Raw genomic sequence first — 14,534 nt, forward strand, 5'->3', positions numbered from 1 at the left:
ACTATGGATCTCGCGACGCTTCGCGCACAACAAATCGAACTGGCATCAAATGTGGTCCGCGAGGATCGGTTAAATGAAGATCCGCCGACGCTCATCGGCGGGGCGGATGTCGGGTTTGAACAGGGCGGTGAAGTGACGCGGGCGGCTATGGTGCTGCTGAAGTACCCCTCGCTGGAGCTGGTGGAGTACCAGGTGGCGCGTATCCCGACCACGATGCCGTATATTCCCGGCTTTCTGTCGTTTCGCGAATACCCGGCGCTGCTCGCCGCCTGGGAGATGCTGTCGACCAAGCCGGATTTGCTGTTCGTCGACGGACACGGCATTTCGCACCCGCGCCGTCTCGGCGTCGCCAGCCACTTCGGCATGCTGGTGGATGTGCCGACGATTGGCGTTGCGAAAAAGCGGCTCTGCGGCAAGTTTGAACCGCTCTCCGACGAGCCGGGCGCGGTCGCACCGCTGATGGACAAGGGCGAGCAACTGGCGTGGGTGTGGCGCAGTAAAGCGCGCTGCAATCCGCTGTTTGTCTCCACGGGGCATCGCGTCAGCATCGACACGGCGCTCGGCTGGGTACAGCGCTGCACCAAAGGCTACCGGCTGCCGGAGCCGACGCGCTGGGCAGACGCCGTCGCATCGGGTCGTCCTGCCTTTCTACGATGGCAGGAAATTCAGGGGTGATTCAGGTACACTGCCGCTAATTTTCGGTTTGTGAGACGCCACTATGTTACAAAACCCTATTCATCTGCGGCTGGAAAAGCTGGAATCCTGGCAGCACGAGACCTTTATGGCCTCGCTGTGCGAGCGGATGTATCCGAACTACGCCATGTTCTGCCAGCAGACCGGCTTCGGCGATGCGCAGCTCTACCGCCGCATTCTCGATCTCGTCTGGGAAACGCTGACGGTCAAAGACGCCAAAGTGAATTTCGACAACCAGCTCGAAAAGCTCGAAGAGGCGATTCCGGTGGCGGAGGATTACGATCTGTACGGCGTTTATCCGGCCATCGACGCCTGCGTGGCGCTGAGCGAGCTTATCCACTCGCGCCTGAGCGGCGAGACGCTGGAGCACGCGATTGAAGTCAGCGAGACGTCCATTACGACCGTGGCGATGCTGGAGATGACCCAGGCGGGCCGCGAAATGACCGATGATGAGCTGAAAGCGAACCCGGCCGTCGAGCAGGAATGGGATATCCAGTGGGAAATTTTCCGTCTGCTGGCCGCCTGCGAAGAACGCGATATTGAGCTGATAAAAGGCTTACGCGCAGACCTGCGCGAGGATGGAACCAGTAATATCGGTATAAATTTGCAGCAATGAGACAATAAAACGTGATTTACAGCCTGTTTTGTCTCACCTGAAGGCTTCCAATTAGCCCCCCGTCTGGTCTACATTTGGGAGGCGAAAAAAAGTGGCTATCGGTGCGTGTATGCAGGAGAGTGCTTTCAAGGCATTTCCGTCGCACTCGATGCTTAGCAAGCGATAAACACATTGTAAGGATAACTTATGAACAAGACTCAACTGATTGATGTAATTGCAGACAAGGCTGACCTGTCTAAAGCGCAAGCGAAAGCTGCTCTGGAATCCACTCTGGCTGCGATTACTGAGTCTCTGAAAGAAGGCGATGCTGTACAGCTGGTTGGTTTCGGTACCTTCAAAGTGAACCACCGCGCTGAGCGTACTGGCCGCAACCCGCAGACCGGTAAAGAAATCAAAATCGCTGCAGCTAACGTGCCGGCTTTCGTTTCTGGCAAAGCACTGAAAGACGCTGTTAAATAAACCGCGTGGCAGTGAAAGGTTTTAACGAAGGGGCGAAATCGCCCCTTTTGTTTAGCTGGCGTTTGCTGGCGCTGACAGGCGCGCTGCTTCTTTCCGCCTGTCGTTCCACCCCGGACATTCCCCCCTTTACCGCCAGCGGCTATCTTGCCGATGACGGTGTCGTGCGCCTGTGGCGTAAAGACAATAACGACGGCTCCGTACATCTGCTGGCAGCATTCAGCCCGTGGTCTGGCGATAACACCTCCGTCAGTGATTACCGCTGGCAAAACGACACGCTCGCGTCGGTGGATTACCGCCTTCAGAGCAAACAGCCGGAACAGGTGAAGGTGCGCTTTGACGATCGCGGCGGGCTGAGCTTTATGCAGCGCGAAGTGAACGGCCAGAAGCAGCAGCTGTCGAGCGATCAGATTGCCCTGTGGCAATACCGCGCCACCCAGATGCGCAATACCAGCGATGCGCTGCGCGCAGGGCGCGTGGTGCTGCGCCAGGGGCGCTGGAACCCTGACGGCACCATAACGACCTGTGAAGGGCAGATTGTGCAGCCTGAGTTCGACAGAAGAGCGCAGGAGCGTCTCTCGGAGCGCCAGCGTCACGCGAAGGCGCGCGTCAGCGCCGCCTGGCTGGAGGCGCCAGAAGGTACCCAGCTGTTGCTGGTGGCGAACGAAGACTTTTGCGCCTGGCAGCCGCAGCCCGACACTTTCTGAGGCAATAAAAAAAGCGACGGGCTGAGCCGTCGCTTTTTTGCAGGTGTTTATCCCGATACGTTGCGGTTATTTCGCCTGCTCGCGCGCAATAGCGCGATAGCCGATATCCTTGCGACAGAAGCAGCCATCCCAGTGAATGTCTTCCGCTAAGCGGTAAGCGCGCGCCTGCGCCTGCGCAACCGTGTCACCCAACGCGGTCACGCACAGGACGCGACCGCCGCTGGTCACGACGCGCTCGTCGTCGCGCAGCGTCGTACCGGCGTGAAACACTTTGCCGTCGCCATCGGCTACCTCTTCAATCGGCAGGCCGTGGATAACATCACCGGTGCGGTAATCGCCCGGATAGCCGCCTGCGGCCATCACGACACCCAGTGACGGGCGTGGATCCCACTGCGATTTCACCGTATCAAGTTTGCCGTCGCAAGCTGCAAGGCAAAGCTCGACCAGATCGGACTGCAAACGCATCATGATCGGCTGGGTTTCCGGGTCGCCGAAGCGGCAGTTAAACTCGATGACTTTCGGGTTGCCCTGTTTGTCTATCATCAGACCCGCATAGAGGAAGCCGGTATAAGTATTGCCTTCGGCCGCCATGCCACGCACGGTCGGCCATATGATGCGCTCCATGGTGCGCTGGAAAACGTCGTCGGTGACCACCGGCGCCGGGGAGTAAGCGCCCATGCCGCCGGTATTGAGGCCGGTGTCGCCGTCGCCGACGCGCTTGTGATCCTGGCTGGTGGCCATCGGTTCGACATGCTCGCCGTCCACCATCACGATAAAACTGGCCTCTTCGCCATCCAGAAACTCTTCAACCACGATGCGGTGACCCGCATCGCCAAACGCATTGCCCGCCAGCATATCGTGGACGGCCGCTTCGGCTTCTTCCAGCGTCATCGCGACGATAACGCCTTTACCCGCCGCCAGACCGTCGGCTTTGATAACAATCGGCGCGCCTTTTTCACGGATATACGCCAGCGCGGGTTCGGTCTCGGTAAAGTTCTGGTATTCCGCCGTCGGAATGCGATGGCGCGCCAGGAAATCTTTGGTAAACGCTTTGGAGCCTTCCAGCTGCGCGGCGCCTTTGGTCGGCCCGAAGATTTTCAGACCGGCGGCGCGAAACGCGTCCACCACGCCAATAACCAGCGGCGCTTCCGGTCCGACAATCGTCAGATCGATATTTTCACTCTGCGCAAAACGCAGCAGCGCCGGAATATCGGTCGGGCTGATAGCGACGTTTTGCAGCGCGGGCTCCAGCGCGGTACCAGCATTGCCTGGCGCGACATAGACGGTTTCAACCCGCGGCGACTGGACGGCTTTCCAGGCCAGCGCGTGTTCGCGCCCGCCGTTGCCAATGACTAATACTTTCATCGTTGCTCCGTGATTAATGGCGGAAATGGCGCATGTCGGTGAAGATCATGGCGATGCCGTGCTCGTCGGCAGCGGCGATAACCTCATCGTCGCGAATCGAACCGCCCGGCTGAATAACGCAGGTGATGCCCACGGCGGCCGCGGCGTCAATGCCGTCGCGGAACGGGAAGAACGCGTCAGAGGCCATTGATGAGCCTTTCACTTCCAGCCCTTCATCACCGGCTTTAATTCCGGCGATTTTCGCGGAATAGACGCGGCTCATCTGACCGGCGCCGATACCGATGGTCATGTTCTCGCGGGCATAAACAATAGCGTTGGATTTCACAAATTTCGCTACTTTCCAGCAGAAGAGGGCGTCGCGCAGCTCCTGTTCGGTCGGCTGGCGTTTGGTCACGACGCGCAGATCGCCTTCGGTCACCATACCAAGATCGCGATCCTGCACCAGCAGGCCGCCATTGACGCGTTTGAAATCCAGACCCGGTACGCGAGCCTGCCATTCGCCGCAAACCAGCACGCGGACATTTTGCTTCGCGGCGGTGATCTTCAGCGCTTCTTCACTGGCGGACGGGGCAATGATGACCTCAACGAACTGGCGGGAGATGATCGACTGCGCGGTTTCGGCATCCAGCTCGCGGTTAAACGCGATGATGCCGCCAAAGGCGGACGTCGGGTCGGTTTGATATGCGCGGTTATAAGCCTCAAGCGCAGAATCGCTGACGGCCACGCCGCACGGGTTGGCGTGCTTCACGATAACGCAGGCCGGTTCGCTGAATTCTTTCACGCACTCCAGCGCCGCGTCGGTATCAGCGATGTTGTTATAGGAAAGCGCTTTGCCCTGAACCTGTTGTGCGGTCGCGACAGAAGCTTCCTTGATTTCTTCTTCTATATAGAAGGCAGCGTGCTGATGGCTGTTTTCGCCGTAGCGCATATCCTGCTTCTTAATAAAGTTCAGATTGAGCGTGCGCGGGAAGCGGCCGGAAGGCGCTGTCGTTTCGCCGTGATAGGCCGGCACCAGGCTGCCGAAGTAGTTGGCAATCATGCTGTCATAGGCGGCGGTGTGCTCGAAGGCTTTAATCGCGAGATCGAAACGGGTATCAAAGGTCAGCGAGCCGTTATTGGCGTCCAGCTCGTTAATGATGGCGCTGTAGTCGCTGCTCTTAACGACGATGGCCACATCTTTATGGTTCTTGGCGGCGGAGCGGACCATGGTCGGGCCGCCGATGTCGATATTTTCCACCGCGTCTTCAAGCGTGCAGCCGTCACGCGCAACGGTCTGTGCGAACGGATAAAGGTTTACCACAACCATATCAATCGGGGAGATAGCGTGCTGCGCCATGGTGTCGTCATCCTGACCGCGGCGTCCCAGAATGCCGCCGTGCACTTTCGGGTGCAGCGTTTTGACGCGACCGTCCATCATCTCCGGAAACCCGGTGTAGTCGGAGACTTCCGTCACCGGCAGACCAGCCTGCGCCAGAAGGCTGGCCGTACCACCGGTTGAGAGGAGTTCGACGCCGCGTGCAGAGAGAGCGCGCGCGAAGTCGACGATACCGGCTTTGTCAGAAACGCTGAGCAGAGCGCGGCGTACAGGACGAGGTTGTTGCATGTATAAATCCCCTGGATTTGATCATTACAGAAGAGCGTTAGCGAAATTCCAGCTTTTTTCGCTGAAATCCGACTCACGCTCCTCAAAAAGAGCGCTTCAGTAACAGGGCTGCATTGTAGCGAAAACGTTTGCGTGGCGCTCGCAAAATTTCGGCATCATAACGGATTGTGGATAACTCTGTGTGCAAATGCGTATAAGACGGGGTTTTGCTGGGGAATGCAGCAGTCAGACATTTTTATGTCATTTTCCTGTTGCGGTGAAAAGAGAACTCCCTATAATGCGCCTCCATCGACACGGCGCTGATGAGAAACATCACACAGCGACGGTGAGTCGGAAAGAGAAAAACCCTGAAATTAAGGGTTGACTCTGAAAGAGGAAAGCGTAATATACGCCACCTCGCGACAGCAGGCTGAAAGCCGCGTCGCACCGCTCTTTAACAATTTATCAGACAATCTGTGTGGGCACTCGGGGCACTGATATCTTAACGTCTTCGGACGATAAATGATTATCAAGTCTCAAGTGAACAACAGTTAATTCATTACGAACTAACAGTTTAATTCTTTGAGCATCAAACTTTAATTGAAGAGTTTGATCATGGCTCAGATTGAACGCTGGCGGCAGGCCTAACACATGCAAGTCGGGCGGTAGCACAGAGAGCTTGCTCTCGGGTGACGAGCGGCGGACGGGTGAGTAATGTCTGGGAAACTGCCTGATGGAGGGGGATAACTACTGGAAACGGTAGCTAATACCGCATAACGTCTTCGGACCAAAGTGGGGGACCTTCGGGCCTCATGCCATCAGATGTGCCCAGATGGGATTAGCTAGTAGGTGGGGTAAAGGCTCACCTAGGCGACGATCCCTAGCTGGTCTGAGAGGATGACCAGCCACACTGGAACTGAGACACGGTCCAGACTCCTACGGGAGGCAGCAGTGGGGAATATTGCACAATGGGCGCAAGCCTGATGCAGCCATGCCGCGTGTATGAAGAAGGCCTTCGGGTTGTAAAGTACTTTCAGCGAGGAGGAAGGTGTTGTGGTTAATAACCGCAGCAATTGACGTTACTCGCAGAAGAAGCACCGGCTAACTCCGTGCCAGCAGCCGCGGTAATACGGAGGGTGCAAGCGTTAATCGGAATTACTGGGCGTAAAGCGCACGCAGGCGGTTTGTTAAGTCAGATGTGAAATCCCCGGGCTCAACCTGGGAACTGCATTTGAAACTGGCAAGCTTGAGTCTCGTAGAGGGGGGTAGAATTCCAGGTGTAGCGGTGAAATGCGTAGAGATCTGGAGGAATACCGGTGGCGAAGGCGGCCCCCTGGACGAAGACTGACGCTCAGGTGCGAAAGCGTGGGGAGCAAACAGGATTAGATACCCTGGTAGTCCACGCCGTAAACGATGTCGACTTGGAGGTTGTGCCCTTGAGGCGTGGCTTCCGGAGCTAACGCGTTAAGTCGACCGCCTGGGGAGTACGGCCGCAAGGTTAAAACTCAAATGAATTGACGGGGGCCCGCACAAGCGGTGGAGCATGTGGTTTAATTCGATGCAACGCGAAGAACCTTACCTGGTCTTGACATCCAGAGAATCCTGCAGAGATGCGGGAGTGCCTTCGGGAACTCTGAGACAGGTGCTGCATGGCTGTCGTCAGCTCGTGTTGTGAAATGTTGGGTTAAGTCCCGCAACGAGCGCAACCCTTATCCTTTGTTGCCAGCACGTAATGGTGGGAACTCAAAGGAGACTGCCGGTGATAAACCGGAGGAAGGTGGGGATGACGTCAAGTCATCATGGCCCTTACGACCAGGGCTACACACGTGCTACAATGGCGCATACAAAGAGAAGCGACCTCGCGAGAGCAAGCGGACCTCATAAAGTGCGTCGTAGTCCGGATTGGAGTCTGCAACTCGACTCCATGAAGTCGGAATCGCTAGTAATCGTGGATCAGAATGCCACGGTGAATACGTTCCCGGGCCTTGTACACACCGCCCGTCACACCATGGGAGTGGGTTGCAAAAGAAGTAGGTAGCTTAACCTTCGGGAGGGCGCTTACCACTTTGTGATTCATGACTGGGGTGAAGTCGTAACAAGGTAACCGTAGGGGAACCTGCGGTTGGATCACCTCCTTACCTGCAAGATACAACCTCGTAGTGCTCACACAGATTGTCTGATAGAAAAGTAAAGAAGCAGGGTTGTCTGCGAAAGCGAAGTCCCTTTCGTCTAGAGGCCCAGGACACCGCCCTTTCACGGCGGTAACAGGGGTTCGAATCCCCTAAGGGACGCCACCTGCTGGTAATGAGTGAAAGGCGTTACCGATTAATATCTCAAAACTGACTGTTAAGTCACGTTTGAGATATTTGCTCTTTAACAATCCGGAACAAGCTGAAAATTGAAACAGACACGCTGTTGCATTCTTCCGTAAATAAGGAATGCGCGGTGTGTCAGAGTCTCTCAAACTCGCAGCACGAAGACTTCTTCGGGTTGTGAGGTTAAGCGAACAAGCGTACACGGTGGATGCCCTGGCAGTCAGAGGCGATGAAGGACGTGCTAATCTGCGAAAAGCGCCGGTAAGGTGATATGAACCGTTATAGCCGGCGATGTCCGAATGGGGAAACCCAGTGTGATTCGTCACACTATCTCAGCATGAATACATAGTGCTGTGAGGCGAACCGGGGGAACTGAAACATCTAAGTACCCCGAGGAAAAGAAATCAACCGAGATTCCCCCAGTAGCGGCGAGCGAACGGGGAACAGCCCAGAGCCTGAATCAGCTTGTGTGTCAGTGGAACGGTCTGGAAAGGCCGGCGATACAGGGTGACAGCCCCGTACACGAAGGCACACAGGCTGTGAGCTCGATGAGTAGGGCGGGACACGTGATATCCTGTCTGAAGATGGGGGGACCATCCTCCAAGGCTAAATACTCCTGACTGACCGATAGTGAACCAGTACCGTGAGGGAAAGGCGAAAAGAACCCCGGCGAGGGGAGTGAAACAGAACCTGAAACCGTGTACGTACAAGCAGTGGGAGCCTTCGTAAGAGGGTGACTGCGTACCTTTTGTATAATGGGTCAGCGACTTATATTCTGTAGCAAGGTTAACCGCATAGGGGAGCCGAAGGGAAACCGAGTCTTAATTGGGCGTTAAGTTGCAGGGTATAGACCCGAAACCCGGTGATCTAGCCATGGGCAGGTTGAAGGTTGGGTAACACTAACTGGAGGACCGAACCGACTAATGTTGAAAAATTAGCGGATGACCTGTGGCTGGGGGTGAAAGGCCAATCAAACCGGGAGATAGCTGGTTCTCCCCGAAAGCTATTTAGGTAGCGCCTCGTGAACTCATCTTCGGGGGTAGAGCACTGTTTCGGCTAGGGGGCCATCCCGGCTTACCAACCCGATGCAAACTACGAATACCGAAGAATGTTATCACGGGAGACACACGGCGGGTGCTAACGTCCGTCGTGAAGAGGGAAACAACCCAGACCGCCAGCTAAGGTCCCAAAGTCATGGTTAAGTGGGAAACGATGTGGGAAGGCACAGACAGCCAGGATGTTGGCTTAGAAGCAGCCATCATTTAAAGAAAGCGTAATAGCTCACTGGTCGAGTCGGCCTGCGCGGAAGATGTAACGGGGCTAAACCATGCACCGAAGCTGCGGCAGCGACACTATGTGTTGTTGGGTAGGGGAGCGTTCTGTAAGCCTGCGAAGGTGTGCTGTGAGGCATGCTGGAGGTATCAGAAGTGCGAATGCTGACATAAGTAACGATAAAGCGGGTGAAAAGCCCGCTCGCCGGAAGACCAAGGGTTCCTGTCCAACGTTAATCGGGGCAGGGTGAGTCGACCCCTAAGGCGAGGCCGAAAGGCGTAGTCGATGGGAAACAGGTTAATATTCCTGTACTTGGTGTTACTGCGAAGGGGGGACGGAGAAGGCTATGTTGGCCGGGCGACGGTTGTCCCGGTTTAAGCGTGTAGGTGTGTGTTCCAGGTAAATCCGGTTCACTTTAACACTGAGGCGTGATGACGAGGCACTACGGTGCTGAAGTAACAAATGCCCTGCTTCCAGGAAAAGCCTCTAAGCATCAGGTAACATCAAATCGTACCCCAAACCGACACAGGTGGTCAGGTAGAGAATACCAAGGCGCTTGAGAGAACTCGGGTGAAGGAACTAGGCAAAATGGTGCCGTAACTTCGGGAGAAGGCACGCTGACATGTAGGTGAAGCCCCTGCGGGTGGAGCTGAAGTCAGTCGAAGATACCAGCTGGCTGCAACTGTTTATTAAAAACACAGCACTGTGCAAACACGAAAGTGGACGTATACGGTGTGACGCCTGCCCGGTGCCGGAAGGTTAATTGATGGGGTTATCGCAAGAGAAGCTCCTGATCGAAGCCCCGGTAAACGGCGGCCGTAACTATAACGGTCCTAAGGTAGCGAAATTCCTTGTCGGGTAAGTTCCGACCTGCACGAATGGCGTAATGATGGCCAGGCTGTCTCCACCCGAGACTCAGTGAAATTGAACTCGCTGTGAAGATGCAGTGTACCCGCGGCAAGACGGAAAGACCCCGTGAACCTTTACTACAGCTTGACACTGAACATTGAGCCTTGATGTGTAGGATAGGTGGGAGGCTTTGAAGCGTGGACGCCAGTCTGCGTGGAGCCAACCTTGAAATACCACCCTTTAATGTTTGATGTTCTAACCTGGCGCCATAATCTGGCGTGGGGACAGTGTCTGGTGGGTAGTTTGACTGGGGCGGTCTCCTCCCAAAGTGTAACGGAGGAGCACGAAGGTCAGCTAATCCTGGTCGGACATCAGGAGGTTAGTGCAATGGCATAAGCTGGCTTGACTGCGAGAGTGACGGCTCGAGCAGGTGCGAAAGCAGGTCATAGTGATCCGGTGGTTCTGTATGGAAGGGCCATCGCTCAACGGATAAAAGGTACTCCGGGGATAACAGGCTGATACCGCCCAAGAGTTCATATCGACGGCGGTGTTTGGCACCTCGATGTCGGCTCATCACATCCTGGGGCTGAAGTAGGTCCCAAGGGTATGGCTGTTCGCCATTTAAAGTGGTACGCGAGCTGGGTTTAGAACGTCGTGAGACAGTTCGGTCCCTATCTGCCGTGGGCGCTGGAGAATTGAGGGGGGCTGCTCCCAGTACGAGAGGACCGGAGTGGACGCATCACTGGTGTTCGGGTTGTCATGCCAATGGCACTGCCCGGTAGCTAAATGCGGAAGAGATAAGTGCTGAAAGCATCTAAGCACGAAACTTGCCCCGAGATGAGTTCTCCCTGAGACTATAAGTCTCCTGAAGGAACGTTGAAGACGACGACGTTGATAGGCCGGGTGTGTAAGCGCAGCGATGCGTTGAGCTAACCGGTACTAATGAACCGTGAGGCTTAACCTTACAACGCCAAAGAAGTCTGGCGTGTTGAGAGACAATTCAGCTTGTGACGGATAACGTTCATGGCGTAAGCGGTGGACGGACAGAATTTGCCTGGCGGCTGTAGCGCGGTGGTCCCACCTGACCCCATGCCGAACTCAGAAGTGAAACGCCGTAGCGCCGATGGTAGTGTGGGGCCTCCCCATGCGAGAGTAGGGAACTGCCAGGCATCAAATTTAGTGTGCTGATATGGCTCAGTTGGTAGAGCGCACCCTTGGTAAGGGTGAGGTCCCCAGTTCGACTCTGGGTATCAGCACCAGTTTTTCGGTTAAAGTTCGGCATTTAAAAAGAATTTGCCTGGCGGCTGTAGCGCGGTGGTCCCACCTGACCCCATGCCGAACTCAGAAGTGAAACGCCGTAGCGCCGATGGTAGTGTGGGGTCTCCCCATGCGAGAGTAGGGAACTGCCAGGCATCAAATAAACGGAAAAGCCTCATGCGAAAGCATGGGGCTTTTTTGTTTTCTGCGATTAACTCTTCCGGCAGCTGCCGCACCCTCTCTTACCTTCATCACCTATTCCTGAGATAGCGCTACTGACCTGCCCCCAGTATTAGATACAACCGTCAGTTAGTAATGTCGGTTTGTTTATCTTCATATTTTTCATTTCGCCACCGTGCTGCAAACTCTGATGGCGTCTGATAATTCAGTGCCGAATGTGGACGACACTCGTTATAATCCTGCCGCCAGTCATTAATGATTTTCCTGGCGTGAACGATATCGCTGAACCAGTGCTCATTCAGACATTCATCGCGAAATCGTCCGTTAAAGCTCTCAATAAATCCGTTCTGCGTTGGCTTGCCCGGCTGGATTAAGCGCAACTCAACACCATGCTCAAAGGCCCATTGATCCAGTACGCGGCAGGTAAACTCCGGCCCCTGGTCAGTTCTTATTGTCGCCGGATAGCCTCGAAACAGTGCAATGCTGTCCAGTATACGCGTGACCTGAACGCCTGAAATCCCGAATGCTGTGGTAATTGTCAGGCACTCCTTCGTGAAGTCGTCCACACAGGTCAGGCACTTTATCCTGCGACCGGTGGCCAGTGCGTCCATGACGAAATCCATCGACCAGGTCAGGTTGGGCGCTTCCGGGCGGAGCAGCGGCAGACGTTCCGTTGCCAGTCCTTTACGACGTCGTCTGCGTTTTACGCCCAGCCCGCTGAGATGATAAAGACGGTACACGCGCTTGTGATTAACCTGAAGGCCTTCACGGCGCAGTAATTGCCAGATGCGGCGGTAGCCAAAACGCCTGCGCTCCAGTGCCAGCTCAATAATGCGCTCTGATAAATGCGCATCAACCGCCGGACGCTGAGCCTCGTAGCGGCAGGTCGACAGAGACAAACCTGTAAGCCTGCAGGCTCGACGTTGCGACAGACCGGTTGCATCACACATAAACTCAACGGCTTCCCGCTTCTGGCCTGTCGTCAGTACTTTCGCCCCAGAGCCACCTGAAGCGCCTCCTTATCCAGCATGGCTTCGGCAAGCAGCTTCTTGAGTCTGGCGTTCTCTTCCTCAAGCGACTTCAGGCGCTTAACCTCGGGCACCTCCATACCGCCATACTTCTTGCGCCAGGTGTAAAAGGTGGCGTCGGAAATGGCGTGCTTACGGCAGAGCTCACGGGCAGAAACCCCGGCTTCAGCCTCGCGGAGGATACTGATGATCTGTTCGTCGGAAAAACGCTTCTTCATGGGGATGTCCTCATGTGGCTTATGAAGACATTACTAACATCGCGGTGTATTAATCAACGGGGAGCAGGTCACTACACCTGTAAAAAAGCCCCGCTCAGGTGAGCGGGGATTAACCGTATAATCCCTTTATTAATGAATAACCTGGGAGAGAAATGCACGGGTGCGTTCTGAGCGTGGACTGGAGAAAAACGCCTGCGGCGGCGCTTCCTCTACAATCTCACCTCTGTCCATAAAGATAACCCGGTCGGCGACGGTACGCGCAAAGCCCATTTCATGCGTTACGCACAGCATAGTCATGCCAGATTCCGCCAGACCAATCATCGTATCCAGCACTTCTTTTACCATCTCCGGATCAAGGGCTGAGGTTGGTTCATCAAACAGCATGATTTTAGGTTTCATACACAGCGAGCGGGCGATGGCCACGCGCTGCTGCTGTCCGCCGGAGATCTGTCCCGGAAATTTATGTGCATGCTCCGCGATACGCACTCTTTCCAGATAATGCATCGCCAGCGCTTCGGCCTCTTTTTTAGGGAGCTTACGCACCCAAATCGGTGCCAGCGTACAGTTCTGCAATACGGTCAGATGTGGGAACAAATTAAAATGCTGAAATACCATGCCCACTTCAGTACGTACTTTCTCGATATTTCGCAGGTCGTCGTTAAGCTCAATGCCATCAACGACGATGCGACCTTGCTGATGCTCTTCCAGATGGTTAATACAGCGGATCGTGGTGGATTTCCCGGAGCCGGATGGCCCGCAAAGCACAATACGTTCCCCTTGTTTCACCTTCAGATTAATATCTTTCAGCACATGAAACTGACCGTACCATTTATTGACGTTTTCCAGCGTAATCATCGCGTCGGCAGGCTGCAGTGTAATTTGACTCATGGTTATCCTCAGTGCGGCGTACGCCCGGTGTGAAAGCGCTTTTCCAGATGCTGGCTGTAGCGCGACATGCTAAAGCAGAAGATCCAGTAGATCAGCGCGGCGAAAACATAGCCCTCCGTCGACATCCCGAGCCATGCGGGATCGACGGTTGCCTGCTGCACGCTACTGAACAGATCGAAAAGGCCGATAATAATGACCAGACTGGTGTCTTTAAAAAGGGCGATGATCGTATTCACGAGGCCCGGGATCACCAGTTTTAACGCCTGTGGCAGAATAACCAGCCCCTGCGTTTTCCAGTAACCCAGCGCCAGCGATTCCGCCGCTTCGTATTGCCCCTTAGGCAAGGCCTGTAATCCGCCGCGCACCACTTCCGCCACATAGGCAGACTGGAACAAAATCACCCCAACCAGCGCGCGAATAAGTTTGTCGATGCTGGTTCCTTCCGCCATAAACAGCGGCAGCATCACGGATGACATAAACAGCACCGTGATAAGCGGCACGCCGCGCCAGAACTCAATAAAGATAACCGACAGCACCCGCACGACCGGCATCCGGGAGCGGCGTCCTAGTGCCAGCAAAATACCGAGCGGCAGCGCACCGGCGATCCCCACCGCGGCGATAATCAGCGTCAGCGTCAGGCCGCCCCACTGGCGGGTCTCCACACGATCAAGGCCCAGGAAGCCGCCATACAGCAACCCCCACACCACAATCGGGTAAGCCACTGCCCAGCAGGCGATATAGCGACCGCGTCGCGGCAGCGCGTTCCAGAACATCGGCACGATGGAAAGCAAGCCGATAAGCAACGCCAGATTAATACGCCAGCGTTCGTCATGCGGGTACAGCCCATACATAAACTGGCCGAAGCGGGCATGAATAAACACCCAACAGGCGCCGTCTTTCGTGCAGTCCGCGCGCGTGGTGCCCACCCAGTTAGCCTGAAAAAGCGCCCAGTTGAGCAGCGGCGGGATCAGCTCCCACATCAGCCACAGACAAAACAATGTCAGCAGGCTGTTGCCCCAGCTGGAGAACAGATTTTTGCGTACCCACCCCAGCGCGCCACGATTGACCGGGCGTGCTAAGGCTGGCGATATCGCTTTTGTCGTCATGG

The 14,534-nt window shown here is 55.5% G+C and carries 9 protein-coding genes, 2 tRNA genes and 4 rRNA genes; 10 read left to right on the forward strand and 5 right to left on the reverse strand.

The window, feature by feature from the left end; translation table 11 throughout:
* Positions 1 to 3 precede the first annotated feature (3 nt).
* The 4 genes from nfi (at position 4) to AFK67_RS01745 (ending at position 2,472) form a co-directional block, all read left to right on the forward strand.
* Entirely contained in the window at positions 4 to 675 is a 672-nt protein-coding gene (nfi, locus tag AFK67_RS01730; protein WP_007718558.1) for a deoxyribonuclease V, read from the forward strand.
* 43 nt (positions 676 to 718) lie between these two features.
* The gene (locus tag AFK67_RS01735) at positions 719 to 1,309 is read left to right on the forward strand and encodes a YjaG family protein (RefSeq protein WP_007718559.1); all 591 of its coding nucleotides are present in this window, start codon (positions 719 to 721) and stop codon (positions 1,307 to 1,309) included.
* Positions 1,310 to 1,495: 186 nt separating this feature from the next.
* Complete coding sequence (hupA, locus tag AFK67_RS01740; RefSeq protein ID WP_002884342.1) at positions 1,496 to 1,768, forward strand: nucleoid-associated protein HU-alpha; 273 nt, start codon at positions 1,496 to 1,498, stop codon at positions 1,766 to 1,768.
* 5 nt (positions 1,769 to 1,773) lie between these two features.
* Entirely contained in the window at positions 1,774 to 2,472 is a 699-nt protein-coding gene (locus AFK67_RS01745) for a DUF1481 domain-containing protein (protein ID WP_158409085.1), read from the forward strand.
* Between the two features lie 66 nt (positions 2,473 to 2,538).
* On the opposite strand, the gene purD is transcribed toward AFK67_RS01745, so the two are convergent.
* Together purD and purH are read right to left on the reverse strand one after the other, a co-directional pair.
* On the reverse strand, positions 2,539 to 3,837 hold the full coding sequence (purD, locus tag AFK67_RS01750) for a phosphoribosylamine--glycine ligase (RefSeq protein WP_007718562.1): 1,299 nt from the start codon (positions 3,835 to 3,837) through the stop codon (positions 2,539 to 2,541).
* 13 nt (positions 3,838 to 3,850) lie between these two features.
* Positions 3,851 to 5,440, reverse strand: coding sequence for a bifunctional phosphoribosylaminoimidazolecarboxamide formyltransferase/IMP cyclohydrolase (purH, locus tag AFK67_RS01755; protein ID WP_007718563.1), 1,590 nt, complete (start codon positions 5,438 to 5,440; stop codon positions 3,851 to 3,853).
* Between the two features lie 576 nt (positions 5,441 to 6,016).
* Between purH and AFK67_RS01760 the strand changes: the two genes are divergently transcribed.
* The 6 genes from AFK67_RS01760 (at position 6,017) to rrf (AFK67_RS01785) (ending at position 11,267) form a co-directional block, all read left to right on the forward strand.
* Positions 6,017 to 7,557 (forward strand): 16S ribosomal RNA (locus tag AFK67_RS01760).
* Between the two features lie 80 nt (positions 7,558 to 7,637).
* A tRNA-Glu gene (locus AFK67_RS01765) sits at positions 7,638 to 7,713 on the forward strand.
* A 202-nt stretch (positions 7,714 to 7,915) separates the two neighbouring features.
* Positions 7,916 to 10,819, forward strand: a 23S ribosomal RNA gene (locus AFK67_RS01770).
* A gap of 89 nt (positions 10,820 to 10,908) precedes the next feature.
* A 5S ribosomal RNA gene (gene rrf, locus AFK67_RS01775) occupies positions 10,909 to 11,024 on the forward strand.
* A 14-nt stretch (positions 11,025 to 11,038) separates the two neighbouring features.
* Positions 11,039 to 11,114: transfer RNA gene (locus tag AFK67_RS01780), tRNA-Thr, on the forward strand.
* A 37-nt stretch (positions 11,115 to 11,151) separates the two neighbouring features.
* A 5S ribosomal RNA gene (rrf, locus tag AFK67_RS01785) occupies positions 11,152 to 11,267 on the forward strand.
* The 16S, 23S and 5S rRNA genes sit together here with 2 tRNA genes alongside, the layout of an rRNA operon.
* A 150-nt stretch (positions 11,268 to 11,417) precedes the next feature.
* Here the strand turns inward: rrf (AFK67_RS01785) and AFK67_RS01790 are convergent.
* From AFK67_RS01790 to AFK67_RS01805, 3 genes are all read right to left on the reverse strand, one after another.
* A protein-coding gene (locus AFK67_RS01790) for an IS3 family transposase (protein WP_085958808.1) occupies positions 11,418 to 12,538 on the reverse strand; the annotation gives its coding sequence in 2 pieces (ribosomal slippage) (positions 11,418 to 12,280 and positions 12,280 to 12,538; 1,122 coding nt in all).
* Between the two features lie 129 nt (positions 12,539 to 12,667).
* Positions 12,668 to 13,426 (reverse strand): amino acid ABC transporter ATP-binding protein, encoded by a 759-nt coding sequence (locus AFK67_RS01800; protein WP_007720946.1) that lies wholly within the window; start codon positions 13,424 to 13,426, stop codon positions 12,668 to 12,670.
* 8 nt (positions 13,427 to 13,434) lie between these two features.
* Positions 13,435 to 14,532 (reverse strand): amino acid ABC transporter permease, encoded by a 1,098-nt coding sequence (locus tag AFK67_RS01805; protein ID WP_007720943.1) that lies wholly within the window; start codon positions 14,530 to 14,532, stop codon positions 13,435 to 13,437.
* Positions 14,533 to 14,534: the final 2 nt, after the last annotated feature.

Source organism: Cronobacter dublinensis subsp. dublinensis LMG 23823, from assembly GCF_001277235.1.
Classification (GTDB): Bacteria; Pseudomonadota; Gammaproteobacteria; order Enterobacterales; family Enterobacteriaceae; genus Cronobacter; species Cronobacter dublinensis.

What these genes read in the sequence shown, in the direction of transcription:
- nfi (WP_007718558.1), top strand. Translation starts at nt 4, where the DNA reads ATGGATCTCGCGACGCTTCGCGCACAACAAATCGAACTGGCATCAAAT.
- AFK67_RS01735 (WP_007718559.1), top strand. Translation starts at nt 719, where the DNA reads ATGTTACAAAACCCTATTCATCTGCGGCTGGAAAAGCTGGAATCCTGG.
- hupA (WP_002884342.1), top strand. Translation starts at nt 1,496, where the DNA reads ATGAACAAGACTCAACTGATTGATGTAATTGCAGACAAGGCTGACCTG.
- purD (WP_007718562.1), bottom strand. Translation starts at nt 3,837, where the DNA reads ATGAAAGTATTAGTCATTGGCAACGGCGGGCGCGAACACGCGCTGGCC.
- purH (WP_007718563.1), bottom strand. Translation starts at nt 5,440, where the DNA reads ATGCAACAACCTCGTCCTGTACGCCGCGCTCTGCTCAGCGTTTCTGAC.
- AFK67_RS01800 (WP_007720946.1), bottom strand. Translation starts at nt 13,426, where the DNA reads ATGAGTCAAATTACACTGCAGCCTGCCGACGCGATGATTACGCTGGAA.
- AFK67_RS01805 (WP_007720943.1), bottom strand. Translation starts at nt 14,532, where the DNA reads ATGACGACAAAAGCGATATCGCCAGCCTTAGCACGCCCGGTCAATCGT.